This window comes from Colwellia sp. BRX9-1, assembly GCF_014077195.1.
Taxonomy (GTDB): Bacteria; Pseudomonadota; Gammaproteobacteria; order Enterobacterales; family Alteromonadaceae; genus Colwellia_A.
In genome coordinates this window covers 18162-44674 of record NZ_JACGVM010000025.1, presented here as the reverse complement: position 1 = coordinate 44674, position 26513 = coordinate 18162, and the positions used below count along the sequence as shown (strand labels likewise).

At 37.5% G+C, this 26513-nt stretch carries 24 protein-coding genes; 16 read left to right on the top strand and 8 right to left on the bottom strand.

From position 1 onward, the window contains the following. Position 1 precedes the first annotated feature (1 nt). The 9 genes from H4J76_RS17615 (at position 2) to H4J76_RS17575 (ending at position 9584) form a co-directional block, all read left to right on the top strand. Complete coding sequence (locus H4J76_RS17615; RefSeq protein WP_182217581.1) at positions 2-1213, top strand: NADH:ubiquinone reductase (Na(+)-transporting) subunit B; 1212 nt, start codon at positions 2-4, stop codon at positions 1211-1213. After that, complete coding sequence (locus tag H4J76_RS17610; protein WP_182217583.1) at positions 1206-1988, top strand: Na(+)-translocating NADH-quinone reductase subunit C; 783 nt, start codon at positions 1206-1208, stop codon at positions 1986-1988. The genes H4J76_RS17615 and H4J76_RS17610 overlap by 8 nt, the downstream gene beginning before the upstream one ends. Next, a complete protein-coding gene (locus tag H4J76_RS17605) occupies positions 1988-2611 on the top strand; it encodes an NADH:ubiquinone reductase (Na(+)-transporting) subunit D (protein ID WP_146800034.1) in 624 nt (207 codons plus the stop codon). Before H4J76_RS17610 ends, H4J76_RS17605 begins: the two co-directional genes overlap by 1 nt. Positions 2612-2615: 4 nt before the next feature. Further along, complete coding sequence (gene nqrE / locus H4J76_RS17600; RefSeq protein ID WP_182175777.1) at positions 2616-3239, top strand: NADH:ubiquinone reductase (Na(+)-transporting) subunit E; 624 nt, start codon at positions 2616-2618, stop codon at positions 3237-3239. 72 nt (positions 3240-3311) lie between these two features. Beyond that, the gene (gene nqrF, locus H4J76_RS17595) at positions 3312-4535 is read left to right on the top strand and encodes an NADH:ubiquinone reductase (Na(+)-transporting) subunit F (protein ID WP_070376018.1); all 1224 of its coding nucleotides are present in this window, start codon (positions 3312-3314) and stop codon (positions 4533-4535) included. 231 nt (positions 4536-4766) lie between these two features. Continuing rightward, positions 4767-5801, top strand: coding sequence for an FAD:protein FMN transferase (locus H4J76_RS17590; RefSeq protein ID WP_182231029.1), 1035 nt, complete (start codon positions 4767-4769; stop codon positions 5799-5801). Between the two features lie 62 nt (positions 5802-5863). After that, positions 5864-6085, top strand: coding sequence for a (Na+)-NQR maturation NqrM (nqrM, locus tag H4J76_RS17585; protein ID WP_070376020.1), 222 nt, complete (start codon positions 5864-5866; stop codon positions 6083-6085). 395 nt (positions 6086-6480) lie between these two features. After that, positions 6481-6639, top strand: coding sequence for a hypothetical protein (locus H4J76_RS17580; RefSeq protein ID WP_182222705.1), 159 nt, complete (start codon positions 6481-6483; stop codon positions 6637-6639). Positions 6640-7115: 476 nt separating this feature from the next. Beyond that, the gene (locus H4J76_RS17575; RefSeq protein ID WP_182231028.1) at positions 7116-9584 is read left to right on the top strand and encodes a PilZ domain-containing protein; all 2469 of its coding nucleotides are present in this window, start codon (positions 7116-7118) and stop codon (positions 9582-9584) included. Positions 9585-9590: 6 nt separating this feature from the next. Here the strand turns inward: H4J76_RS17575 and serB are convergent, their stop codons facing one another. Beyond that, entirely contained in the window at positions 9591-10649 is a 1059-nt protein-coding gene (serB, locus tag H4J76_RS17570) for a phosphoserine phosphatase SerB (RefSeq protein ID WP_310734080.1), read from the bottom strand. A 105-nt stretch (positions 10650-10754) separates the two neighbouring features. Here serB and H4J76_RS17565 point away from each other — a divergent pair, with 105 nt between their 5' ends. Beyond that, positions 10755-11387, top strand: a complete 633-nt coding sequence (locus H4J76_RS17565; protein ID WP_182217587.1) for an AhpA/YtjB family protein — start codon at positions 10755-10757, stop codon at positions 11385-11387. A gap of 33 nt (positions 11388-11420) precedes the next feature. On the opposite strand, the gene H4J76_RS17560 is transcribed toward H4J76_RS17565, so the two are convergent. From H4J76_RS17560 to prfC, 4 genes are all read right to left on the bottom strand, one after another. Beyond that, positions 11421-12239, bottom strand: a complete 819-nt coding sequence (locus H4J76_RS17560; protein WP_182231027.1) for a TatD family hydrolase — start codon at positions 12237-12239, stop codon at positions 11421-11423. Between the two features lie 75 nt (positions 12240-12314). Continuing rightward, positions 12315-13454: an HDOD domain-containing protein gene (locus tag H4J76_RS17555; RefSeq protein ID WP_182231026.1), complete on the bottom strand. Its 1140-nt coding sequence runs from the start codon at positions 13452-13454 to the stop codon at positions 12315-12317. Between the two features lie 109 nt (positions 13455-13563). Further along, complete coding sequence (argS, locus tag H4J76_RS17550; RefSeq protein WP_182231025.1) at positions 13564-15318, bottom strand: arginine--tRNA ligase; 1755 nt, start codon at positions 15316-15318, stop codon at positions 13564-13566. Between the two features lie 164 nt (positions 15319-15482). After that, complete coding sequence (gene prfC, locus H4J76_RS17545) at positions 15483-17066, bottom strand: peptide chain release factor 3 (RefSeq protein WP_070376025.1); 1584 nt, start codon at positions 17064-17066, stop codon at positions 15483-15485. A 421-nt stretch (positions 17067-17487) separates the two neighbouring features. Between prfC and napF the strand changes: the two genes are divergently transcribed. Genes napF through H4J76_RS17515 form a run of 6 tightly spaced genes read left to right on the top strand, consistent with a single transcriptional unit; the run spans position 17488 to position 22091 of the window. Further along, positions 17488-18027, top strand: coding sequence for a ferredoxin-type protein NapF (gene napF / locus H4J76_RS17540; protein ID WP_182217593.1), 540 nt, complete (start codon positions 17488-17490; stop codon positions 18025-18027). Continuing rightward, on the top strand, positions 18024-18164 hold the full coding sequence (locus H4J76_RS17535) for a TIGR02808 family protein (protein ID WP_070376027.1): 141 nt from the start codon (positions 18024-18026) through the stop codon (positions 18162-18164). Before napF ends, H4J76_RS17535 begins: the two co-directional genes overlap by 4 nt. 2 nt (positions 18165-18166) lie before the next feature. After that, entirely contained in the window at positions 18167-18472 is a 306-nt protein-coding gene (locus tag H4J76_RS17530; RefSeq protein ID WP_182217595.1) for a chaperone NapD, read from the top strand. After that, a complete protein-coding gene (napA, locus tag H4J76_RS17525; protein ID WP_182217597.1) occupies positions 18469-20964 on the top strand; it encodes a nitrate reductase catalytic subunit NapA in 2496 nt (831 codons plus the stop codon). The genes H4J76_RS17530 and napA overlap by 4 nt, the downstream gene beginning before the upstream one ends. A 41-nt stretch (positions 20965-21005) precedes the next feature. Continuing rightward, entirely contained in the window at positions 21006-21464 is a 459-nt protein-coding gene (locus H4J76_RS17520; RefSeq protein ID WP_182231024.1) for a nitrate reductase cytochrome c-type subunit, read from the top strand. A gap of 36 nt (positions 21465-21500) precedes the next feature. Continuing rightward, entirely contained in the window at positions 21501-22091 is a 591-nt protein-coding gene (locus H4J76_RS17515) for a NapC/NirT family cytochrome c (RefSeq protein WP_182217601.1), read from the top strand. Positions 22092-22289: 198 nt separating this feature from the next. Here the strand turns inward: H4J76_RS17515 and rimI are convergent, their stop codons facing one another. The 3 genes from rimI to H4J76_RS17500 form a co-directional block, all read right to left on the bottom strand. Then, positions 22290-22739: a ribosomal protein S18-alanine N-acetyltransferase gene (rimI, locus tag H4J76_RS17510; protein WP_182217602.1), complete on the bottom strand. Its 450-nt coding sequence runs from the start codon at positions 22737-22739 to the stop codon at positions 22290-22292. 1 nt (position 22740) lies between these two features. Beyond that, on the bottom strand, positions 22741-23091 hold the full coding sequence (locus tag H4J76_RS17505) for a DNA polymerase III subunit psi (RefSeq protein WP_182231023.1): 351 nt from the start codon (positions 23089-23091) through the stop codon (positions 22741-22743). A gap of 152 nt (positions 23092-23243) precedes the next feature. Then, a complete protein-coding gene (locus H4J76_RS17500) occupies positions 23244-26408 on the bottom strand; it encodes an EAL domain-containing protein (protein ID WP_182217606.1) in 3165 nt (1054 codons plus the stop codon). Positions 26409-26513 lie beyond the last annotated feature (105 nt).

Sequence of the window (26513 nt, the reverse complement as noted above, 5' to 3'; positions counted from 1 at the left end):
CATGGGCTTGAAAAAGTTTATTGAAGATATTGAACCGCAATTTGAAAAAGGCGGTAAGCTAGAAACGTGGTACGCTTTGTATGAAGCTGTAGCCACCGGTTTATTTACTCCTGGTCAAGTGAACAAAGGTGCTACTCACGTTCGTGACAGTATTGACTTAAAACGCATCATGATAACGGTATGGTTAGCTGTTTTTCCTGCTATGTTTTTTGGTATGTACAACATTGGTTTTCAAGCAGCTGATGCCTTAGCTGCTGGTTATGCTTTACCTGATACTTGGCAAGTAGGCTTGTTCGAATTCCTTGGAGGTAGCTTATCTGCTGACTCGAGTGTCTTCGGTATGATGCTTTATGGAGCAATGTTCTTCTTACCTATTTATGCGACTACCTTTATTGTTGGTGGCTTTTGGGAAGTTCTCTTTGCTTCAGTACGCAAGCATGAAGTTAACGAAGGTTTCTTTGTTAGTTCAATCTTGTTTGCCTTGATCTTACCTGCAACAATTCCATTATGGCAAGTTGCTATTGGTATTACTTTCGGTATTGTTATTGCTAAAGAAATCTTTGGTGGTACAGGTAAAAACTTCTTGAACCCTGCGCTAGCGGGTCGTGCATTTCTGTTTTTTGCTTATCCAGGTGAATTATCAGGTGATGCTGTTTGGGTTGCTATTGATGGTTACTCAGGTGCGACACCATTAAGTGCAGCAGCAGCAGCCATTCCAGGATCGGTTGATTTTGCAATCAATACTAACTGGTGGAATGCATTCTTGGGCTTTATCCCAGGTTCTATGGGTGAAGTATCAACAGCTGCTATTTTCCTAGGTGGTGCATACATTCTGTATAAAGGTATTGCTTCGTGGCGTATTGTTTTAAGTGTTTTCGCCGGAATGGTGTTCACTTCATTACTGTTTAACAGTATTGGTAGCGATACTAACGCAATGTTTGCTATGCCATGGTACTGGCATTTAGTCACAGGTGGTTTTGCTTTTGGTATGATGTTTATGGCTACTGACCCTGTCACTATGTCTTTTACTAATACGGGTAAATACTGGTTTGGTGCATTAGTTGGTGTAATGGTTGTACTCATACGTGTAGTTAACCCGGCATACCCTGAAGGAATTATGTTAGCTATTTTATTCGCTAATTTATTCGCCCCTCTTTTCGACTATTTTGTTGTTCAAGGGAATATCAAACGGAGGCTCGCTCGTAATGTCTAGTAATAAAGAAACTCCAATTAAAACAATCGGCTTTGTGTTTTTAGTTTGTCTGGTTTGTGCTGCGTTAGTCTCTGTTGCTGCGATTAGCTTAAAACCGTTACAACAAGCTAATAAACTACTTGATAAGCAAACTAAAATTCTTGAAGCTTCCGGCTTATTAGAAAAAGCAGGTACTGATATTGTTGGTACTTACAACAAGTATGTTGTTGCTAAAATGATTGACCTAGATTCAGGGAAAATTATTGAAGGTAACACCGATATATTTGACGAACGTGCAGACGCTCGTGATGCTGCTAAAAGCTCAAAGCTTACTAACGATACCGCAGGTATTAATCGCCGTGCTAACCGCGCTGTTGTTTACTTAGTTAATAACGAGCAAGGTCAGCTAAATACTTTAGTTTTACCTATTGTTGGTTCAGGGCTGTGGGACTTAATGTACGGTTATATTGGTTTAGCGCCAGATTTAAATACCGTTCGTAGTCTTATTTATTCTGACTTAAAGGAAACTCCGGGTTTAGGCGCTGAAGTACTTAACCCTAAGTGGAAAGCTTTATGGCCAGGTAAGAAAATTTACAATGATAGCGATGAAGTGGCTATTAAAGTGATTAAAGGTGGTGCTAAAGCCGGTGATGTTCACGGCGTTGACGCATTGTCAGGCGCTACATTAACCAGTAATGGCGTGCAAAACACCTTACATTTTTGGTTAGGTGAGCAAGGTTATGGACCTTTTATTACTAAATACCGCAGTGTTGCTAGCGAAGGAGAGATGAACTAATGTCTTCAGATACTAAAAAAGTACTATTTGGACCTATTGTAGATAACAACCCTATCGCTTTACAGGTACTAGGTGTTTGTTCTGCTCTAGCGGTAACCAGTTCAATGGCAAACGCTTTGGTTATGACCATAGCGGTAATGCTAGTTACTGGCTTTTCTAACTTTTTTATCTCACTTGTGCGTAATCATATTCCATCAAGTGTGCGTATTATTGTGCAAATGGCGATTATAGCGTCATTAGTAATTGTGGTTGACCAAGTATTAAAAGCCTTCTCTTATCAGTTGTCGAAAGAGTTGTCAGTTTTCATTGGTTTGATCATTACTAACTGTATTGTAATGGGCCGTGCAGAAGCCTTTGCTATGAAAGAAAAGCCGGGTGTTAGCTTTTTAGATGGTATTGGTAACGGTTTAGGTTACGGCGCAGTTTTGATGATTGTTGCTTTTTTCCGTGAATTATTTGGTTTTGGTGAGATCTTTGGTATTGAAGTGTTTAAATTAGTTCAAAACGATGGTTGGTACCAAGGTAATGGCTTATTAGTCTTACCATTTAGTTCATTCTTCATTATTGGTTTAATCATCTGGGCTGTACGCCAGTGGAAACCAGAACAAGTAGAGAAGGATTAGCCCCATGGAACATTATTTAAGTATTTTTATTAAAACCATATTTATTGAGAATATGGCGTTAAGCTTCTTCTTGGGTATGTGTACTTTCTTAGCTGTGTCTAAGAAAGTAAGTACAGCCATTGGTCTAGGTGTTGCGGTTGTGGTGGTATTAGGTTTAGCTGTTCCAGCTAACCAAATTATTTATCAAGCTATTTTAGCGCCAGGTGCTTTAGACAGCATGATGGGAATTACTGAACAGAAAGATTCAATTGATTTAAGCTTTTTATCATTTATTACCTTTATCGGTGTTATTGCTGCTTTAGTACAAATTTTGGAAATGATTTTAGATAAATATTTTCCTGCTTTGTATCAAGCCTTAGGTATATTTTTACCTTTAATCACTGTTAACTGTGCAATTTTTGGTGCGGTTTCTTTCATGGTAGCGAAAAACTTAACTTTGGGTGAAAGTGTTGTTTACGGCATTGGCTCTGGTGTTGGTTGGATGTTAGCTATTGTGCTATTGGCTGCCATACGTGAAAAGATGAAATATTCTGACGTACCAGACGGTTTGAAAGGTTTAGGTATCACGTTTATCTCCGCTGGATTGATGGCTTTTGGCTTTCTTTCTTTTGGTGGTATTTCACTTTAAAAAATATCGGTCTAAGTCACTTATTACCAAAATAATTTGAACTTAGGCCCTAGATAATTTAAGGAAAAGTCGATGGAAATCATTCTCGGCATATCGATGTTTACCGCGATAGTGCTAGCATTAGTTTTAGTTATTTTGTTTGCTAAATCTAAGTTAGTCTCTTCAGGTGACGTAACAATTAGTATAAATGGTGACCCAAATAAATCAGTAGTAACCGCTGCTGGTGGCAAGCTTCTTGGCGCTTTAGCAGATCAAGGGATTTTTATTCCTTCTGCTTGTGGTGGTGGTGGTACTTGTGGTCAATGTCGTGTTGACGTGCATTCAGGTGGTGGCGATATTTTACCAACTGAAACGGGTCATATCACTAAGCGTGAAGCTAAAACAGGTTGTCGTTTAGCCTGTCAGGTTGCTGTTAAGCAAGACATGGTTATTGAAGTAGAAGATGAAATCTTCGGTGTTCAACAATGGGAATGTGAAGTTATCTCTAATGATAACCAAGCAACTTTCATTAAAGAACTTAAACTTCAAATACCCAATGGGGAATCTGTTCCGTTTAAAGCCGGTGGTTATATACAGATAGAAGCTCCAGCTCATCATGTGAAATATAGTGATTTTGATATTGATGATCAGTACAAAGGCGATTGGAACCATTTTGGCTTTTTTGATGTTGAATCAAAAGTTAATGAACCAACGTTACGTGCTTACTCAATGGCTAATTATCCAGAGGAAGAAGGCATTATTATGCTTAACGTGCGTATTGCTACGCCTCCTCCAGGACGTTTACATTTACCAGCAGGTAAAATGTCATCATATATCTTTAGCCTTAAGCCTGGCGATAAAGTCACTATTTCTGGTCCGTTTGGTGAGTTTTTTGCTAAAGAAACAGATAATGAAATGGTGTTTATCGGTGGTGGTGCTGGTATGGCGCCAATGCGTTCGCACATCTTTGATCAACTTAAACGTTTACAGTCTAAACGTAAAATGTCGTTCTGGTATGGCGCTCGCTCTAAACGTGAAATGTTCTATGAAGATGATTACAATGGTTTAGCCGCTGATAATGATAACTTCAAATGGCATGTTGCGTTATCAGACCCACAAGCTGAAGATAACTGGGAAGGCATGACAGGTTTTATTCATAATGTACTTTATGAAAACTACTTAAAAGATCATGAAGCACCAGAAGATTGTGAGTACTACATGTGTGGTCCTCCAATGATGAATGCTGCCGTTATTCATATGCTTAAAGATTTAGGCGTAGAAGACGAGAACATCATGCTAGATGACTTCGGCGGCTAATCGTTTATTTTAACTTGCCTATTGGCTTTATTTCGTCGTCGGCTGTGCTCATTGACTAACATCAACTCCGCGCAGCCTTCTCGAACTAAAGGCAATATACAGCGTTTAAATTAACCATTTACTCAATGAATGAAAGCTTCAAATAAAAGACGACTTTGGTCGTCTTTTATTATTTATATAAGACGTTTTCGCTAGACGTTTTACCTAAATAATAAATTTATAGGTATCAAAATGATTAAAGTAAAAGTATTGATGATCAGTTTTATGCTGGTGTTTTTTGCCGGTTGCTTTCCAAGTAGTGATTTAAATAAGCAAGAAGTCTTGTTGCAAGGTCGTACTATGGGGACTACGTATAATATTAAAGTGGTCATCGAGAATAATGCGATTGATACTAAACAAGTCCACACAGGCATTGATGCACTATTGGTGCAATTAAATCAAGAAATGTCGACCTATATCGTTGACTCTGAATTATCACGATTTAACACATCGACATCACTTACGCCTGTTGCAATATCTGTTGGGTTACAACGCGTTATTAAAGAAGCGATTCGCTTGGGGCAATTAAGTGAAGGCAATCTTGATATTACTGTCGGGCCTTTAGTCAACCTTTGGGGATTTGGCCCAGAATATCGGCCAAATACTATACCAACGGCGGAGGATTTACTGTTAGCGCGCCAACAAATAGGTTTGTCAAAGCTGGTGTTAGACGGGAATAAACTTTCTAAAAAAACGGCTAGCCTTTATGTTGATTTATCAACCATTGCCAAAGGTTATGGGGTCGATTTAGTCGCAGAATATTTAGAAGAAAAAGGCATTGATAATTACCTAATAGAAATTGGTGGAGAAATGCGTTTAAAAGGTTTTAAACACACCGGTGAACTTTGGCATGTCGCGATAGAGAAGCCTATTCAGGATGCAAGTGGTGAGCATCGCTCTGTTTATCAAGTGATCATTCCAAAAGACAATGCAGTGGCAACATCAGGCGATTACCGTAATTATCACCAAGCCAAAGATGGTCAACGTTTTTCACATATTATTGATCCAGCGACGGGCAAACCCATCAATCATAAGTTAGTCTCAGTAACGGTCATTCATCCGTCTTCTATGACCGCAGACGGTCTGTCTACCGCGATGATGGTTATGGGTGAAGTAAAAGCCATCGACTTTGCAGAGAAAAATGGTATAGCTGCTTACATTATTGCTAAGACAGAGCATGGCTTTGTTGAGCAAAGCACGGTAAAATTCATGCAGTATTTAAAGTAACTGGTTAAAGCGAGTTACTGTTTATTCATCTTAATAGATAAAGAAAATAAGTAGGTTAGTTTATGATGATATTTATGATCACTTTAGGTTTTTTCCTTGTAGTTGTTGTTGCTATGTCGGTTGGCTATATCTTTCAACAAAAGTCGTTAGCAGGCAGTTGCGGCGGATTAGCAACAGTGGGTATTGATAAGTCGTGTAATTGCGATAACCCTTGTGAGAAACGCCAAGAGCGCGAACGTATTGCTGCGGCTAAAGAGCAGATGATTGATATTAAAATTATCTAGCTGAGTAACACTTTTATTTTAGCTTGAGAAACATAATCAGTATCTGCTAACTGTGGATACTGTTTAACACTAATGATTTTAATAAAATTGGTTATTAATTTACAACACCAATAACTTGCTAAGCCACACTTAACTTATTCATAATAAGAATTACCATCCCCTCCAATGCTACATTTCGCCTACGATTAAAAATTATATGATTAACAAGCTCGATAGCATACTTGCAGGTATGCGCAGTTAATAAACGACTACAAGTATCGACAAAGCTTACCTGAATATTCATCTTCTAAGTCATTGTTACCCAGGTGATGAGCGCTTTTGCAGTACTCAACTATAAACTTAGATAAGCATTACTATATAGGTTAAATCACTGCGTAATTTAGGTGATAGCTAGCATGTGTAAACGTCTTAAAGAAGTGCTTAGTTATTACTTAGTCGCGATTATGATGGGTGTAACACTAAGTGCAAGATTGTTGAAAAGTGGTAAATCATTGAAGTCCGCAGATGTGTCTATGCGCGTTATTGTTATTAGAAATTTACAGCGAACTGTTTAATACCATCGCTTAATCATCATAGGATAGAATTAGGCGACTTAGATAAAAATCGTCTTCTCTTACTAGGCGCGATAGTGTCAAATGTTTGTACTTTTTAATTCTTGCCGATTTTTTTTGATAAATACGGAAAATTGTTATTGTGTTCGGCTTACCTAGCCAAATTAAATTCACCTCTATTCTTGTATCCTACATCGTTGATTTACTGTTCAAGCCCGCGTATACACTGGATCCTACTAACTATACTTATAGATGTTAGTTTATTTTTTCATCACCACTTCCCTTACTGGGCATAATTTTTGCTTTATTATTTTTATATAAGCTATTATCTAGATAACACATTATTTTTAATGATATTTCTTACTGATGTTATTTCATTACAAATTAATTTATAGTAGATTTACTACATAGAAAGTAAATGATTATTTCTTTCAATTCATTGCATATCACAAGTGTTACTAAAAGAAATTAAAGCAGATATGACTACAGATTTTTTAAAGTACCAAAAGATAATTGAACAGTTTCGTGGGAAGGTTTTAAAGAACGATTTTGAAACAAATTTTTCTGCGATGACTCAACATATCCCCAAAACAGAGCGCTTTTTGCTTAAAATGGAGCTCAAGCGTTTAGCTGTTGCATGTACGCGTCTAATCGATTTGCGTGGTCATGTTGATGGTGAATGTCGATCTTTTGAGCATGATGGACGCGTTCACTATCTTGATGATATTGCGATTAAAGTTTATCAAGAAAATATAGGTTTTTATCAGGGATATACTTTTGGTGTTTACGAAGCAGTAATGAACACTGAAAATAACTTTCGGGTTATATATCAAAAAGAAAAAAGTAACATGGGTAAACCGGTACAAGTTGAGACGACTAAAGCCAGTAAGACCTTTGAAAAAACGCAGTACCCAGCAAGTTTGTTTACTTTTGGTCCGTATCATAATCGTAGTGAAGAGCGAATGAATTTCGCTATTACCTTAGACATACTGCTTGAAAACGATAAAAATGAATACGAGTGTACGAGTTCAGATATCAGTGTTGAAGGGTGTAAGTTTCGCTTTAATTTCAAAAATACAATTACGGTTGGACAACATATAAGTATTCGGTTTCGAGGTCTCGAAGACGAATTTCAATTTGGTAAAGAAAAAAGTTTTAATTTTGAAGTTAAAAACATACAAAAAATTGATAAAACTCAGTTAATTGGCTGTCAGAGAGTTTACTCGAAAGATAAACGCGTTGACGGTTTTCAAACTTTTCTTCAGGGCTTCATCCAAGGCAATAAACGCCGTTATAAAGTTAACCTAGACAATACTATTCATGCTATTCAATCACGTAGCTTTGAGCAATATAGTTTACCTAAATTAAATGAATTACCGATTTTTGTAGAAGATAACAAAGGCGATCTTTTACCTAGATACGCGCTCACCTGTCATAATAACCAAGCCACTTTTCAATATTGGCAAGATGAAAATCGCCACTCAACCTTATACTGTCTGATAACACCTGAACGCTTGCTCAGAATGAGAAAAGCCCATGCTTTAGGTAAGTCATTATTAGTCTATAGTTTCGTGCACAAAAGCCAAGGTAAATCATTTTTTTATACGGCAGATGTGGAGCAATTAAATAATGATAGTGATTTTAAGGTACAATTTTTAGGATTTGCTGCGTCAAAGCCGAGCTTTGCTATTACTCAACTATCGATTATGGACGTTGATATTGATAAAGCGCATTCGCCGTTAACGTTATCGAATACGCTAACAAAAAAGAATGAATACTTAAATCTCCCTATCCCTAGTGATGCAATAGAAACCCTTCATAATCTGCAAAGTATCGTGGTCGCTAGTGATGTAACCAACCCAGCATCAACTAAGCAGTATCAACAACTATCATTTGAAAACATTGATACAATTCGGTTAAAAAACTTTGGTCATAAACGACTTACATCACCGCTATTGATGGATGAAGTGGGCATTAATTATAAAAATCAACGACAAGAGTCAAGATTTAAATATGTTACTCCTGTTGAACTTGAAATTGCAGGTGTTCGTTGCTCAGGTAAATCGCATGATTTTTCCATTTTAGGTTTAAAACTAGAACTTGATAAACCCTCGGTATTAAACAAAGGAGACGTTGTCTATTTAACTTTTCCTGGCTTGCAAAAAATTACCTCTGCCTTTGATTTAAAAGGTTTGCCTTATGAAGTTATGCGAGTTAATAAAAAGAAAAACATACTTAACTTACGGGTTTATGTTGAAAAGCATCAACACATGGGAAGAGCATTTTTTAAAGCATTAATTACAAAAAATCGTGACAAGTTAACGCCAGATGAATATGCCTTAATGATACCTGGCCTTGCTAAGGCATTAAGAAATATTTACAGTAGAAGTTTAACTATTCCGACATTAATGGTACAAACCAGTGGCAGTCGCTATAAGTTAGAAGCTATCGTTTGTGGTACTGTTAAAGATAAGTTATTGCCGGTTATGAAACAGTTAAGTGATTCTCCATCACAGTATAACCTATACCCATTACTCAATAATTTACAAGCAACTAGTACCTTAACCTTACCATTGAAGAAAATGCAAACCGATGATACTCCGGTGCTTGAAACATTATATATTGCTGTAAATTTAGATAATGAAATCATTGATCAAGCGGTTACGACCAAAACATCAAGCGAATTAGAGTCGCCGATGTTGCAGCGAATGTTTATATCGCGGGCATTAAATCGTGGTTTATTCTTTTGCGTACAGGTTAGATTATCTCGAACAGATGACCCCGATATGGACCATCTTAATCCAGAATTAAGCTACATCAGTTCCTATGCTATTCACCGTGGTAAACAAATAGAGCAAGATATTTGGAGTGTTGCTGGCGTTATGCAGTTTCTTGATATTACTCAAGAAACTTTAGTTCGTCATGAGCTATTAAGTAACGTTATTTAAAGGGCCCTACGCAAGCCAATGTAAAAGACAATCAAGACCATCGGCATTAATGGCAGTGTCTGCCTTGGCTAAAACTAGTGGCTTAGCATGAAATGCTACGCCCAAATGTGCAGCGGCCATCATGACTAAATCATTGGCACCATCACCCATAGCGACGGTTTGCTCCTTAGCTAAGTGATATTTCTTTTGTAAAGCGACTAAACAATCAGCTTTTGCTTGTGCATCAACAACATCTCCTAAAACTTTACCCGTTAACTTGCCATCAATAATTTCTAAGGTATTAGCGTGGGCGGCATCAAGTGTCAGTAAATCTTTTAAGTGATCGGCAAAGTAAGTAAAGCCACCTGAGGCAATCGCAACTTTCCAACCATGGGATTTTAATGTACTAACAAGTATCTCTAAACCAGCCATTAACGGGATATTCTTAGCAACCTCAGCCAAGATGTTTTCTGAGGAACCTTTTAAGGTGGCGACCCGTTGATGCAAGCTTTGTGCGAAATCAAGTTCACCAAGCATAGTAAGTTCAGTAACGGCTGCCACTTGTTCTCCAACACCGGCAAGTATTGCGATCTCATCGATACATTCAATCTCTATGGTCGTGGAGTCCATATCCATAACCAAAATACCTGGTTCTGATAATTTTGGCGCGTTTTCAATCAGTGCGGCTTCGATTTTATTGCTGAGGGTAAAGTTGACTAAGCTTTCTCTTGCAGTTTTTAAGTTTGCACAAGTAACGCTAAAGCGATAGCTAGTAAGATTATTCCTTAGATTGATAGCATTTACCGCCCAAATTGATAGTTGGCATTGACTGATTAAATTACTGAGCATACTAAGACTAATTTCACTGAAAACTACAAGCTCTAAGGCTGTTTTAGCGTGTATCTTCTCGGCTAAACACGTTTGACCACCTTGTTGTTGGGTAAGGCGCTGATCAACGCACCAGTCACTACCTTCGAAAGTGGTAAAGCAAGGTAAACATTTTTCTGATGTTGTTGAAGAAATAAACTCAGCCAAAGTAAGTTGTTGAATATGCTCAAGGGAAAAACGTTTAATAGCAATGGACACAGTACCGCCTTTTATGTGAATGTTAGTTTTAGCGATTATTTTCAATGAATAATGCTATAGTATAAAAATGAACGTAATGATAAATTTTATACATTTGTAGTGCTTATGACACAAATAGAACAGCCTTTATACCCTAAATTATCATCCATTTATAATAAAATTATGCAATTAGCTATAGCGATTGTCTTTATTGTCGTGCTAATGAATCTATGGATATACAGCCAGACACAAAATAAGCAAACTATCGATCAACATTTTTATGATGTTGGTCAGCAGTATTTGCAACAAGCTTCAGCAGGTTTATCTGTATTAATCACCGAGGTTAACACGAAAGAGAGTCGACAATTACTGCAAAACTACGTTGATGAATTGCAACTGGCTGAGGTAATAAAAGAAATTCATCTCTATGATTTATCAGGGCAATTAATTATTAGCAGTCAAAATGCAAAAAGCGTCAAAGCTCTTTTTGGGCTGTCTGAATATAAATTAAATAAGAGTGAATTCGCCGTGCCTTTCGTTAGTGAAATCCGTAAAGAAAGATTAATTGGCTACGTTCGCTTAACCCTAGACAAAAACTATTTAACCACTAAGTTATTAAAAAATAATGATCAACAGTTTACGCTGTTACGTTTAATGATGATAATCGCTGGCGTCGTTGGCTTTCTGCTTACCAGAGGTCTCAACCGGTTTAGTCGTCAGGGATTTAGATTAGTCGATAAAGATAAAAGGCTGACTTAAGTCGGCATCATTGATGGAGCTAGTTAATCCGTTTCATCGCTGAGCCAACTGAAAGAGGGTTGAAATATTATCTTCAATTTTTTCGGCTATTTCTTCTTTGCTCTCTTGGCGCAATTCGGCTAATCTTTCAAAAACATCAATAACACGCAGAGGTGAGTTATCTTCGCCTTGAAAACCATTTAGCGGCATCGAAGGTGCATCTGTTTCTAATACTAGGCTACTCAAAGGTAAGCGCTTAATGGCTTTTATTGTTTTCTCCGCTCTAGGGTAGGTGATTGTGCCACCGATGCCTAACTTAAATCCCAAATCTATATATTGGCAAGCCTGCTGGTAGCTTCCTGAAAAAGCATGAATAATACCTCCTCGGGAAACTTTTATTTGTTTTAACAGTGTGATCGTTTCGTTGTGCGTGCGCCGGTGATGAACAATAATCGGCAGTTGATGCTGCTGTGCAAGGTTAAGTTGGAATTCAAAAAATAACATTTGTTGGTTAATATTATCTTGCTGCTTTGCGATAACGCCATCAAGCCCAGCTTCGCCAATTGCAATTATTTGCGTTTTATTCTCTAATATTTTTTGCGCTAAGTCATCGAGATTTTTTTGCGCTAATCCCTCTAAAAACCAAGGATGAATACCTAAGCAGGCAAAAACATTGCAACCACTCAAAGGTTGGTTTTTATTATGGTGGGCTAAGGCTAAAACATTTTGCCAGTTATCTGGTCTAACCGCAGGAACAATAATTTGATGAATACTTTCTTTTGCACATTGCTCAAGCAGTAAATTTGTTGAAGCACTACCTTTATGGGTAAAAGCTTTGAAATCTAAATGACAGTGGCTATCGGTAAATTTCATAAATTAATCGACTTTACTTGAAGTGTAAATAATGGATGTGTGAAGTTATAGCTTATCTAAAGTTTAGCTTGGTGATTACTGCCTTAGCTTTGCTGCTCTTTTTTCCAAAGCGCCAAGCACATTTTCTAATTTAAAATGCTCGATAAATTTTGGCTCGGGTTGTTGCTCTCTTAATAATATATCGGCTAGATAAACGGCTTGTGCGATACCAAATGATTTTTTTAAGAGCTTCTCCGGCTGATGATGCATAACTACCGCCTCAATTAAATGATAAGAAAAGCTCCACAGGTGCAGGAGATAGCCACCAACATGGTTATGATCTGTGCCAAATATTTTTTGCTCTAAGGCATTATTGTTGGCATTTTTAAGCCGATACTGAAAATATGTTTTTGTAAGTGTTGGGTCCATCTCAAATAGTACAATTTTACCAATGTCGTGCAATAAACCCGCAAGTAGAGCATCTCGCTTAAGTTCCACTTTCACCATTGAAGCGGCCAAGCGGGCCGTTGATAAACAGTGTAGTTGTTCTTTGATCAATGAAAAGTCAGCAATGTCGGGTTCATAAGAAAAAAGTTCAGCCGTCATAACAATACAGCAGAGTGTTTCTAGTCCCATACGTGTTATTGCTTCGCTAATGTCGTTGATTGGCTTGCCTTGGTTCATAAAGGAACTATTGGAAAACTGCAATACTTTAGCGGCTAATGCTGGGTCTTGAGAAATTATCTCTGATATTTTTCCTGAATCGGTATTACTTTCTTCTAAAATTGCATTGAGTTGTAAATAGACTTTGGGTGGGCTTGGTAATGTTTTAACTTTGGCAACTGCCTTGATAATATGATCTTTGGTGATCGCTTTATTATCATCGCCAAGGGCTGTGATGGTTCGATGAATATTTTCAACGTTAAGCGGCAGTGCGTAAGTGTAATGGCAATTATTAGCGGCTTGACCATTAAGCTGGCTCTGTGCAATGTTATCATTAGTAATTGCTATTCGTATCATAGCAGGATGTTTAAGTGCTATGGCTTTAAGAAGATCTAAGCCACTTATTTGTCCTAAATCCAATACGCTAATAATAGCGTCAAATTTATATTTCTTTAAGGCTTTCAGGGCATGTTTGCCGTTATCAACATAAGCGGTTTGGCAAGGACCATTATAAAATGCCTGCTTTAATGGCAAGAGTTTTTGGTCTGTATTATCAACGATTAGCACTTTCATTTATTGACACTTCCTACCTTAATGCTTGCTCTATGCTGAAACTATTTCAATTTTTTGGCATTGCCCCTTGAGTAAACAAGGGCTAATGCCATATGTGCTTTTATGCAGACTACATGCGTTCCATAACGTCAATGCCAAGAATATCTAAGCCTTGTTTTAAGGTTTTCGAGATACTTAAACAAAGTGCTAAGCGAGACTGTTTTACATCTTGGTCAATACCCTCTTTGAGAATAGGGCAAGCTTCGTAGAAGCTCATGTATAAGCTCGCTAACTCATATAAATAATTACACAATAGGTTAGGCATAGATTCGCTAATGACCGCATCTAGCACTTCTTCAAGCTGGAGTAATTTTAACGCTAAGGCTTTTTCTTGTGGTTCAATAATGGTGATATCAGCGCTAAAGTTTACTTGTTCAATTTTTGCCTTGCTGAAAATACTTTGAACACGTGAATAAGCATACTGCAAGTAAGGAGCCGTAGCGCCTTCAAAACTCAACATGGTTTTCCAGTTAAAAATATAGTCGCTGGTTCTATTCTTAGATAAATCAGCAAATTTAACCGCGCCAATACCTACTTTTACTGCAATTTCATTTAGCTTATCTTCAGGATAATCTGGATTTTTTTCTTTAATGACCGCTTTTGCACGAACAATGGCTTCATCAAGTAATTCTGCTAATTTTATAGTACCGCCAGTTCTTGTTTTAAATGGCTTACCATCGTCACCCATCATCATACCAAACGGGCAGTGATCATAACCAACATGCTCTGGCAGTAACCCTGCTTTACGCGCTACAATTTCTACTTGTTTAAAATGTAAGCTTTGACGGGCATCGGTAAAAATAATGATACGGTCGGCTTTTAGTTCATTGCTACGGTAGCGACAAGCAGATAAATCTGTGGTCGCATATAAATAGCCGCCACCGGTTTTTTGGATGATAAAAACGGGGGCATCACCGTCTTTATTCGCCATTTCATTAATGAAAACCACTTTTGCGCCTTCGCTAACTTCAGCAATACCCTTAGTCATTAATTCATCAACAACCTTGGGTAAATCTTCGTTATACGCACTTTCGCCCATGATATCGTTGCGGGTTAAAGTAACATTAAGTTTTTGATAAATATCTTCACTGTGGGCAATAGATATATCAATGAATAATTTCCATAAGACTAAACAATCTTTGTCGCCACCTTGCAGTTTTACCACATAATCACGAGCACGGTCAGCAAAGCCTTCTTCGTTATCAAAACGTACTTTCGCTTCGCGGTAAAAGTTTTCTAAATCAGAAAGTGCAGTTTCAGCAACTTCGTTGGCATTGAGTTTATCGCTTAAATGCGCCAATAACATGCCAAATTGTGTGCCCCAGTCACCCATGTGATTCTGGCGGATGACTTTGTCACCACGAAACTCTAATGCACGCACTACTGCATCACCGATAATGGTTGAACGTAAGTGGCCAACATGCATTTCTTTGGCAAGGTTTGGCGCTGAATAATCAACGATAACCGTTTGTTTTTTGTCTTCTTCAGTGGCACCACGTTGGGTTACACCTAATTTTTCATCATCAGTCATTTTAGCGAGTTGAGCGGCTAACCATGATTTGTCTAAATGAATATTAATAAACCCCGGTCCGGCTAATTCTATATGGTCAGCAATACCAGCTAAATCTAAGTGGTTAACAACGGTGGTCGCTAATTCGCGTGGGTTCATTTTCAGTTTTTTAGCTGCACCCATAACACCATTTGCTTGGTAGTCACCAAAATTAGGGCGACTTGACAGGCTTACCGCTGGGTTAGTGCCTTCAGGCAATCCAGCCAAAACCATGGCCGCAGATACTTTTTCACTTAGTAATTGCTTAATATTCATTTTGATCTCTGTTTTCTTTTAATAGAAATTATTTGCTCATTTTTTGCAAGTATATGGCATTTTAGCAAAGCGTTTGTTACTTTTTATTGGTGAGTTTAGTTTACTAAATAAGCCAATAAAAAGTATCGAACAACGCGGGTAAAATACCTACTACGCAGAAAAACTTAGTGTTCTCGGGTCTTGTGGAACTGAATGTCAGGATGACGCTCTTGTGCCAAATTCAAATTCACCATAGTTGGAGCAATATACGTTAAGTTATTACCACCATCTAGTGCTAAATTGTCATAAGCTTTTTTGCTAAATTGCTCTAGTGTTCTTTCATTATCACAAGTACACCAGCGCGCAGTTGCTACACTTATCGGTTCGTATATAGCGTCAACTTTATATTCAGTTTTTAAACGTTGTACAACGACTTCAAACTGCAATACACCGACCGCGCCAACTATCATCTCGTTTGAGTTGAAAGGTCTGAATACTTGCACAGCACCTTCTTCTGAAAGTTGTATTAAACCTTTTTGTAATTGTTTAGCTTTTAATGGATCACGTAAACGAATACGACGAAACATTTCAGGGGCAAAGTTTGGAATACCACTAAATTTCATCATTTCGCCTGAAGTAAAGGTATCACCGATTTGAATACTACCGTGGTTATGTAAACCGATAATATCGCCGGCATATGCTTCTTCTACATGTGCACGGTCTCCAGCCATAAACGTTACGGCATCGGCAATTTTTACATCTTTGTTAATACGTACTTGACGCATTTTCATGCCTTTTTCGTATTTACCTGAGCAAATACGCATAAAAGCAATACGGTCACGGTGTTTTGGATCCATGTTCGCTTGAATTTTAAAAACAAAGCCAGTGAATTTTTCTTCTTGAGCGGTTACTTCTCTAACATCAGTTAAACGAGGTAAAGGTTTTGGTGCCCATTTAGTTAAACCATTAAGCATATGGTCAACACCAAAATTACCTAAAGCCGTACCAAAGAATACTGGCGTTAGTTCACCTTTTAAAAACTCTTCCAAATTAAATTCATGTGATGCACCCGCAACCAGTTCTAATTCTTCACGTAAATCGTCAGCATAAGTTCCAATGACCTTATCTAACTCTGGGTTATCAAGCCCTTTGATAATTCTTTCTTCTTGGATCATATGGCCAAGTCCTGACTTATATAAAAATATTTCGTCAGTTAAAATGTTATAGACACCTTTAAATTCCTTACCCATACCAATAGGCCAAGTAATAGGGGCACATTTTATTTTCAGCACATCTTCCACTTCATCCATAACTTCCATCGGGTCACGAACATCACGATCCATTTTATTCATAAAAGTAATGATGGGCGTATCACGTAAACGCGTTACTTCCATTAACTTAACAGTTCGTGCCTCAACACCTTTAGCTACGTCGATAACCATTAAACATGAATCAACCGCGGTGAGTGTTCTGTAGGTATCTTCTGAAAAGTCCTCGTGACCAGGTGTGTCCAGTAAATTAACTAAACAACCGTTATAAGGAAATTGCATTACAGAGGTCGTGATAGAAATACCACGCTCTTTCTCCATTTCCATCCAGTCAGACTTTGCATGCTGGCCTGATTTCTTACCTTTTACCGTGCCGGCTCGTTGTAAAGCCTGACCAAAAAGTAATACTTTTTCAGTGATGGTGGTTTTACCCGCATCAGGATGAGAGATAATTGCGAAAGTACGTCTTAGATTGACTTCATTAGCCTGTAGCGTTGTCATGTTTTAAAAGTTCTCTTTGGTGTACATGCTGATGCACATAAAATGCTTTTTTTAAATACTGAAAGGACATATGAACAATCCTAAATTTTGCGCGCATTGTACCATAAATATAAATAGCCGCATTAGGGGACTGTCTTTAAATGATTATTTTTAGCAAGAATCCTAGACATTAACACTTTTTATTTTGTTATTTGATTAAGTGGCAAGTGATCGTGCAGATAATAATTATTTGATTGGTTATTTTTAAGGTTGAGATTCAATAATAAATTCAATACACCCTGGCTTTTTCTGAATTTAATGAAGACATCAATAGTCATATTATTTGAAAGTCTTGATCAAAATCAATATCTCACTTTCGAGTATAAGATAAATTACGCTTGGGTAGAAAGTCTGAAATATGATGTGAAAATAACGAGATAGCATGGTTGATTTAGCTAGAAGAAACTTTTTTAAAGCAAAAAAATTAACAACCGCTTCGGCAATCAGATTGCCTTGGGTGCTCAATGAAGCCACTTTTATTGATGGCTGCACACAATGTGGTGACTGTTTAACGTCTTGTCCTGAAAATATCATTCAAAAAGGTGATGGCGGTTTTCCTGAAGTTAACTTTTTAAAAGGAGAGTGTACTTTTTGTCAAGCGTGCGTTGAAAGTTGTCAGCAGCCACTTTTTGTCGAGCGTGCACTTGCTCCAGAAATTAATGCTTGGGATTTAGATATCTCCATAAAGGGCGATTGCTTAGCGGTTAACGATGTGTTTTGCCAAAGTTGTCAAGATAGCTGTGAGACAGAAGCTATATCTTTTAAATATATAAATTCATCAGTACCACAACCCCAGATAAAACTTAGTGACTGCACAAATTGTGGGGCCTGTGTTGCTATTTGCCCGCAATCATCTATTGAATTAACACCAAAAAATTCTGTGGGTGAGCAACCCACACATACTAATAGGAGAGTTATATGAGCGCTCTTGAACAAATGATTTGGAATATCTTAGGATATTCATCGATGCCTGTTATTTTTTTAGCTGGTTTTGCCGGTACCGCTTTAGTCGCTATCGCACTTTTAAAAATGTTAGGTATTAAGCCTGCTGGGGAATAATCGTGATCAATCTACTAGAAGAAAAACCTATTAATATTGCTGGTGTGCTTTTTGTTGCTCAGCCAAGTAATACCGCCAAAGTGGCCGAAGAACTGGGCGGATTTCCTGGCGCTGAAGTGCATGAGATTGCTGATAACGGCTCTATGGTGGTTACCATAGAAGAAAATGATTTAAACAGAGGTGAAAAAGGCAAAGGCCTTATTAACACCATTACAGATATGAGTAATTTACCGGGTGTGATCTCTTCATCATTGATTTTTCATCATAATGATTATGGGCTACCACAACATCAGGGGATAAAGGTATGACATTAACAAGACGTGATTTTATAAAAGCGAACGCCATTGCAGCAACAGCTGTCGCCGCAGGTATCGCCGTGCCATCTTCAGCTTCAAACTTGCTGACTAAATCGTCGGATACTACCATTAAATGGGATAAAGCCCCTTGTCGTTTTTGTGGCACAGGTTGTAGTGTGCTTGTTGGAACACAAGAAGGAAAAGTGGTGGCGACTCAAGGTGACCCTCAAGCAGAAGTTAACAAAGGTCTTAACTGTATTAAAGGTTACTTTTTATCCAAAATCATGTACGGGAAAGACCGATTAACTCAACCGTTATTACGGATGAAAGATGGTGTTTATGCCAAAGAAGGTGAGTTTACACCGGTAAGCTGGGATACCGCCTTTGATGTTATGGCTGAAAAATTTAAAGCCGCTTTAAAGAAAAAAGGCCCGACCTCTGTTGGTATGTTTGGTTCGGGTCAGTGGACTGTTTGGGAAGGTTATGCTGCTTCAAAACTAATGAAAGCGGGCTTTTTAACCAACAACCTTGATCCTAATGCTCGTCATTGTATGGCGTCAGCTGTGGGTGGTTTTATGCGTACCTTTGGTATCGACGAACCTATGGGTTGTTATGATGATTTAGAGCACGCCGATGCATTTGTACTTTGGGGTTCTAATATGGCGGAAATGCATCCTATTTTATGGTCGCGTTTAGCTGACCGTCGTTTAAGTCATCCTCATGTAAAAGTAAACGTATTATCAACGTATAAGCATCGAAGTTTTGAACTTGCTGATAACGGTATGATTTTTACACCACAAACAGATTTAGCGATATTAAACTTTATTGCTAATTATATTATTCAAAATAACGCCGTTAACGAAGATTTCATGAAAAAGCATGTCAATATTCGTGAAGGTGTTACTGATATTGGTTATGGTTTACGTCCTACTCATCCATTACAAAAAGCGGCTAAAAATCCTGACAGTGGCGCATCTAAACCGATGAGCTTCGATGACTTTGCTAAATTTGTTAGCACTTATAGTATTGAATATACATCAAAACTTTCGGGTGTTTCTGAAGATAAATTATTAACGCTGGCTAAACTTTATGCGGATCCTAAAGTTAAAGTGACTTCGTTTTGGACGATGGGTTTCAATCAACATACTCGTGGTGTTTGGGCAAATAACCTCATGTACAACGTGCATTTATTAACGGGTAAAATATCTGAACCGGGTAACAGCCCGTTTTCATTAACCGGACAGCCGTCAGCCTGTGGAACCGCGCGTGAAGTAGGAACTTTCTCACATAGATTACCTGCCGATCTCGTTGTTAAAAATCCTAAGCATAGAGCGATAGCTGAAAAAATATGGAAATTACCTGAAGGTACTATCCCACCAAAACCTGGTTATCACGCAGTTCTGCAAAATCGTATGCTTAAAGATGGAGAATTAAATGCGTATTGGGTTATGTGTAATAACAACATGCAAGCCGGACCAAATATTAATGAAGAAGGGATCCCTGGCTATCGTAATCCAGAAAATTTCATCGTCGTTTCAGACCCTTACCCAACGGTAACGGCACAGGCGGCTGATTTGATTTTACCTACTGCTATGTGGGTAGAAAAAGAGGGAGCGTACGGCAATGCAGAGCGCCGTACACAGTTTTGGCATCAACAAGTGAATGCGCCAGGTGAAGCGCGTTCAGATTTATGGCAAATAGTTGAATTTTCTAAACGTTTTAAAATTGAAGAAGTATGGCCTGAAGAATTACTTGCCAAGAATCCTGAATACCGTGGCAAAACTATGTTTGACGTGCTTTATGCAAACGGTAACGTAGATAAATTCCCAATGAGTGAATCCAAAGGTGATACTAACTTTGAAGGTGATTATTTTGGCTTCTATATTCAAAAAGGTTTATTTGAAGAATATGCGACCTTTGGTCGAGGACATGGTCATGATTTAGCCCCCTTTGATCGCTATCACGAAGAGCGTGGCCTCAGATGGCCGGTTGTTAATGGTAAAGAAACTAAGTGGCGTTTTCGTGAGGGGCACGACCCTTATGTAGAGAAAGGCAGTGAAGTGCAGTTTTATGGCCATAAAGATAAAAAAGCCAATATATTTGCCTTACCCTACGAACCAGCGGCAGAGTCACCTGATGAAGAATTCGACTTATGGCTGAGTACCGGTCGTGTTCTTGAACATTGGCATTCAGGCTCTATGACTGCGCGTGTACCTGAACTTCATAAAGCATTTCCTGATGCGGTGTTATTTATCCACCCTGACGATGCTAAAGCAAGAGGTTTACGCCGTGGTGATGAGGTTTTGATTGAATCTCGTCGAGGTGAAGTAAAATCTCGTGTTGAAACTCGTGGCCGTAATAGACCCCCGAAAGGTTTAGTTTTTATGCCTTGGTTTGATGCAAAACAATTGGTTAATAAGTTAACCCTAGATGCTACCGATCCTTTGTCTAAACAAACTGACTTCAAAAAATGTGCGGTAAAAGTGAAAAAAGTCACTGTTTAGCACTAATTAAATTTACTTAATCTACCGGGTAGAGGTAAAAAATGAAAATATTATCAATAATAATGATAACAGCCAGTTTAGCCATGGCATTAAGCGTACAAGCTTATCAAGAAGTAACGTCAGGCGGTTTAGAGACTATTCGTGGCATAGCTAAAATTAATGAAACCAAAAGTGCAGAAGCGCTTAAACGTGTCATTAAAGATAAAAACCCTATTCAGCGTAATTATGTGCATCAACCACCTGTTGTGCCTCATCAAACACGTGGTTATCGGGTCAATAAAGACAGTAATAAATGTTTAACTTGTCATGGTTGGAAATATGCGAGAGAAACCGGCGCAACCAAAATAAGTTTAACGCACTTTGAAACACGTGACGGTAAAACACTGTCAGATGTTTCTCCGCGTCGCTACTTTTGTTCTCAATGCCATGTTACACAAGCTGATGCACCTGAGTTAGTTGATAATCTTTTTAAACCCGTTGAATCGTTAGGTAATGATTAAATAATGGTTTATCTAAACGTAATTTAGGGGATTAACATGACCAAAAAATCAAAAATAAAAAGCTTACTTTCGTATTTAAAGTCGCCAAGCAGTGCCGCCTTATGGTTTATTTTAGCTATCGGCTTTGCTGGCGGTGTTATCTTTTGGGGGGGATTTAATACCGCCCTTGAAGTGACCAATACCGAAGAGTTCTGCATTAGTTGTCATGAAATGGAAGATAATGTTTATGAAGAATACAAAGAAACTATTCATTACTCTAACCGTTCTGGCGTTCGTGCTACTTGTCCTGACTGCCATGTTCCCAAAAAATGGACTCATAAAATCGTTCGTAAAATTGCGGCGAGTAAAGAAGTTTGGGGTATGCTTACTGGCTTGATCGACACAAGAGAAAAGTTTCAAGATCATCGCCGTGAATTGGCAGAACGTGAATGGAAACGCATGAAAGAGAATGATTCACTGGAATGTCGTAATTGCCATAACTTTGAGTACATGGACTTTTCAGAACAAGGTAATCGCAGTGTTAAAATGCACTCAAGTGCACTGGCTTCTGGCGAAAAAACCTGTATAGATTGTCATAAGGGTATCGCCCATGAATTACCAGACATGAAAGGTGTTGAAAATTGGTAGTTTATTTACTTGTGTGAATAGTTTAAACGCTTATTCGTGAAACCGTGATATGTAAAAGCCTCTTTAATTGTCATGATTAAAGAGGCTTTATTTTGTTTCGTGTATGATGGTTTTAACTCTTGTCGCTCTTATTGTTGAAGCAGCTTTTTTACTGAACCCTATTAACTGGAATCTAATTTATGTCTGCTTTATTAGGTATTAGAGCACTTTTTTCATGACTATAGCGTCTTCATAACCGAAACCAGAGGCACTTGGGTAGTAACCTGTTCTTCTGCCAGTTTCAATAAAACCACTGTTGATATACATCATTTGAGCACTGATGTTCTTTGCTCGAACTTCTAACCAAATAACTGTATTGTTAAGTTGTTTTGATTGCATAAAAAAGTGTTCTAGTAATGCTTTACCATAACCCTTGCCCTGCAGTGTTGGTAATACACAAACATCCATTAACGTTGCTTCACCAGCGACATGCTCGCCAATATAAAACCCCACTAACTCATTATCCACTTGTAAGTAATGACCAAAATATCGCGCGCCAATACAGCTGTTAAAGGTTTTTTCACTCCATGGGTGAGAGTGACAAGCATTCTCTATAGGGATTAATAAGTCTACGTCGTTACTTGATATTTTATGATAGCTAAAAGTCATGTTATTGAATTTCTTGTAGTTTTTGCCAAAGTGTTTGTTTTAATAGCGGAGAGTTTTTCAAAACGTTAATCGACGGGGTAACCAGGTGATGCTTTGTTAGTGATATATCAGTCTGTTCACTAAATTGCCAGGTTAATAAACCTATCGATAAGGCATTATTATTGCAACTTACTTCACCAATAGAGCAACCTAAAGAATGCAGGATGTCGGTAAATATATGAGTATCGACTAATGTAGCAAGTTCAATGTCTAGATAAAGAGGGTGGTCGCTATTGTTCGCTTTTTCGCTATTTTTTAACTGCCAAAGTTCAATACCCATAGCCTGCAAGTGCGAAAACTGTCTTTTAGTCATGGTCATAAATTAAGGTGATAAAGCATAGCGTAAGTAAGAAGCACATAATGACAGAATTTTCACTTAATACCAAATATACCCGTTATTATTGGTGGTGTATTAATCCTGTGACTCTCAATTAATCGCAAATTAAAAGATAAAGCCATTGTACTTTATAGCGTTTTGATTTGAGTCATGACTAGTTGCTCTAACTCTTTAAAACTAATGGCTTTACTGAAATAATAACCTTGATACTCCTGACAGTTTAATTGTTGGAGAAACGCTAAATGCTCACTTAATTCCACGCCTTCTGCGATAACACTTAAATTTAAATTATTAGCTAAGTTAATAATAGAGCGAACAATACTTTGATCGATTGAAGATTCATGCATTCCCATAATAAACGAACGGTCAATCTTGAGAATGTCGATAGGAAATTGTTTTAAGTAACTTAAAGAAGAAAAACCTGTACCAAAATCATCTAATGAAAGCTTAAAGCCAAGTGCCTTAAGCTGTTGCATGGTTAAAATAGCGATATCTATTTTATCCAGTAACATGCCTTCAGTAATTTCAATTTTTATCCTGGCGGGAGAGATGCCATATTGGTTTAGTTTCGCTTTTAAAAGTGCAATAAGGGCTGCTGAATCAGAAAACATTTTTGCTGATAAATTAATGGCAATAGGTCCAAAGTCTAACGCTTGTTTTTGCCATAAAGCAACTTGAGCGAAGACCTTATTTATTGCGATTTTATCAAGTTGGTCTATTAGACCAAGCTTTTCAGAAAAGGGAATAAAACTGTCAGGGTAAATAATATTACCGTCCGCTTCAACCCACCGGATTAAGGCCTCTGCACCCGAAATCAAGCCAGATTTAGTATCAACAAAGGGTTGATAATAAAATTCAAAGGTCTCATTTTTTATTGCTGTGAGTAGCCTTTGTTCTTGCGCTAATTGTTCTGCAACTTCACTGTTCATGCGCTGTTCAAAAAATTGATAATTATTCTTTTTTTGAGCTTTAATATCAAAGATTGCTAACGCTGCTTTTCTTAATAGCTCCTGAGGAACATCAGCATCTTCAGGGTATCGAGTAATGCCAATGCTTGCTGTAACAGGCAACTGGTGGTCATCAAATACATATGCAGTGTCAAAACAAGACAGTATTTTCCGTGCAACAGCGATAGCACCATAATTAGGGTCAGAAAGCTCAACTAAAATACAAAATTCAGCACCATTAATACGTGCAATAACGTCTTTTGGGTATAATACCGTACTTAAACGATCGGCAATTTCACGGATAACTTCATCACCGGCACTATGGCCATAAGTGTCATTAATTTTTTTGAAACTATTTACATCGAGTAATAGTACGGTTGGTGATTTTTGAGAGCGCTGAGAGTTCAAAGAAGATTGGACAATCAATTCATGCAACAGGGTTCTATTCGGCAATTCGGTTAAATCATCGTGGGTAGCAAGCTTACTTAATTGCTGTTGTATTTTTACTTTTTCAGTAATGTCTCTAAAAACACCAAGATAATGCATAATTTCATTATTATCGTTTGTTATCGCTTCAATCTCTAATTCTAAACTATAAATTTCACCGGTAGATTTTTGATCAAAAAGCTCCCCTAACCAACTACCATGCACCATAGCCTGAGTGCGTAATTTTTCAGATAAATCAGCAGGCTGGCCATTTATTTCTGCAAAAACTACCTTTTGACCTATTACTTCAGATTTATGCTTGTGGGTATGTGTCACGTAAGCATTGTTTACTACTTCAATTTCGAAGTCTTTATTGGTTATCCATACCGCATCAGCCGTATTCTTAAAAGCAATAGACAATAACGTCAACTGTTCTTCATTGGCTCTGATTTCATTATTGTGGCGTGTTAAACGTACTTTTTCTTTTCGTATATAATGACGATTTACCGTAAGTAATAAAATGATTAAGGAAAATAGACTAATAACAATGGTCACAACACTTTGATTTTTTGCTGACTGTAGCTCTAATGTTTGTAATTGATTTTCTGCTTGTAATAAGTTGATCTTTTTCTGTTTTACTTCTGCTTTATATTGATTTTGTAGGACCCTGATTGATTTTTGCTGTGCTTCGTCATTAAGTTTATTAATTAACAGGATATGTTTTTCATAAAAATTAAAGGCTTGTTGCCATTTTTCCTGCGCTTGATAAGCTTTGCTGATGCGTTTATAAGTCTCTGCTTCAAGTTGTTGAAGTTTGGTCTCCTGATAGTAAAGTAATGCGCGATTATAAATGGCTAACGCTCGAAGAGGCTCTCCCTGCAGTAGATAGATATCGCCAATAAAGCCTTCCGCACTAATTTGTGATTTTTTATTCTTGGTTGCTGCAGTTAATTGCAACGCTTCTTCTAATTGCTTTTTTGCTAATGTTAATTCATTAATTGTAATGTAGGCATCGGCGAGACCAATAATGGCGCCTAATGTCTCTTTAGGAAAATATTTACTGTCAGGATGATTAATCGCTTTTTTATAGGATACGATTGCATTCTCAAACTGTTTGAGATCAGTATAATAAATACCTTGATTTGAAATGTTAATGATGTAAAGCGCACTGTCGTTAAGCTGTTGTGATATCTCTATAGGTCTCTCTAAATATTTTAAGGCCGCATGAAAATCTTTTTGTGCCCAGCTAATTAGGGATAAATTATTAAGCGCCGCCGCGACACCTTTTAAAGCCTGCAAGTCTTCATATAAACGCAAACTAGTAATAAAATACTGTTGTGCTTGGTCATAGTCGCCAATTGAGAAATACGAAATACCAGTTAAATTATTAATTTCAGCAACATCTCGGTTGGTCAGGTAGACATCATCATTTAAAATACTGTTATTTTTTTTTATTATTACGTTGTTCATCTGATTAAATAACGCCAAGGAAATTTTTAATGCTGGCAGATGTTGTTGATCATTTTGTAACTCAAACAGCTGATTTTTTTTTAATAGAAGATTTAACGCGAGTAAGGATTTTTTTGAAATGATTTGCTTAAGGTTTTTTTTATAGTGATCTAGCCATCGTTGAGCATTAACAGTATCTCCTTGAAGGATAGCATTGTAATGCAACTGATTAATAATTAGTGCTTCAAAGCGCTTGTTTTCAAACGGCGTTACTTGTTCAAGCAGTTTAGTATAGCTATTTTCTTTTTCCTGAAATGAAATCGACGGATTATTACGGATAGACTGATAATCGGTGTCTAAATTTACTTCGCTGGTTATTTCTGTAGCAACAGCGCTAAATATTATAAAATATAAAGAAAAAAATAATAAAGAGGGTGATTTTATTTGGGGCACAGTATTAAAAAGTGTCAAATTATTCCAGTCAGATATTATTAGAAGCAATAAATATATTATAGGTTATATTTTTATTTCTTCACCTAAATATAAATTATACTTTAATAAGTATAACGACCGCTC